This is a genomic window from Asaia sp. SF2.1, assembly GCF_000505765.1.
In the GTDB taxonomy this organism is placed as follows: domain Bacteria; phylum Pseudomonadota; class Alphaproteobacteria; order Acetobacterales; family Acetobacteraceae; genus Asaia; species Asaia bogorensis.
In genome coordinates this window covers 27209-28080 of record NZ_AYXS01000010.1, presented here as the reverse complement: position 1 = coordinate 28080, position 872 = coordinate 27209, and the positions used below count along the sequence as shown (strand labels likewise).

At 61.2% G+C, this 872-nt stretch carries 1 protein-coding gene and 1 pseudogene; both read right to left on the bottom strand.

The genetic code is table 11. The features are described from left to right. Positions 1-116: 116 nt before the first annotated feature. A complete protein-coding gene (locus P792_RS26005) occupies positions 117-401 on the bottom strand; it encodes a hypothetical protein (RefSeq protein WP_031240433.1) in 285 nt (94 codons plus the stop codon). Between the two features lie 31 nt (positions 402-432). Continuing rightward, positions 433-872, bottom strand: a pseudogene (locus P792_RS36535) (hypothetical protein); the annotation flags it as partial.

Sequence of the window (872 nt, the reverse complement as noted above, 5' to 3'; positions counted from 1 at the left end):
CTGAAAGACGGCGTTACTCCCGCGTCCTACCCTCGCAGACAGGTTTCCAAAGGACGACCGTCCTTTGGTGGGGTGTGGGGCGACGCCCCATACACACTATTCCGAGCGCCTGTTGATTACGGTGTTTCCCTACCCTTGAGCTCGCTCAGGCGCTGAAGCGTTGCCAGAAGAACGCGTGGTGCGCCGCGACAGCCGTCATGGCCCTCCTCACGTATGACGCTCGCCATAGCCTCCATCAGACGATAGGCGGCGCCGTCACCGTTGAAGATACTGGCCTCGATGGCCTCCAGATCCAGGGTGAGGGTTGTGCGCCCCTTGTCGCGTTCCTCGATGAAGCGGTCGAGGGCATCGGTGAACCATGGATCGGAGGCCCAGTGATACCCGGATGGCTCGTCAATCATGATGATCTCCCTCAGGCGTTGTTCAGTCGAGTCAGGCATCACCGCCGATGTGATGGGTCCCGCGGGCACGGGCAAGATCTTCCTGATGCTGGCGCGCAGCATAACGTGCGCGCTGTTCATCGGTACGTTCGGCCGCGCAGGCAGGACACTGGATGCCGTCAATGAACAGCGGTGATGTCTTGTCCTGTGCCGATACCGGGCGACGGCAGGCGTGACACAGGTCATAGGCGCCGGGTTCCAGCCCGTGGCGCACGGTCACGCGCTGGTCGAACACGAAACACTCGCCTTCCCACAGGCTTTCAGCTTCGGGCACATCTTCTAGATACTTCAGAATGCCGCCCTTGAGGTGGTAGACATCCTCAACCCCTTCGGAGAGGGCGAAGGCAGTCGATTTTTCGCAGCGTATGCCACCTGTGCAGAACATGGCGATTTTAGGCTTGCGCCCTTCGGCTTCCAGCGCAGCGCGGCGGG

What these genes read in the sequence shown, in the direction of transcription:
- P792_RS26005 (WP_031240433.1), bottom strand. Translation starts at nt 401, where the DNA reads ATGATTGACGAGCCATCCGGGTATCACTGGGCCTCCGATCCATGGTTC.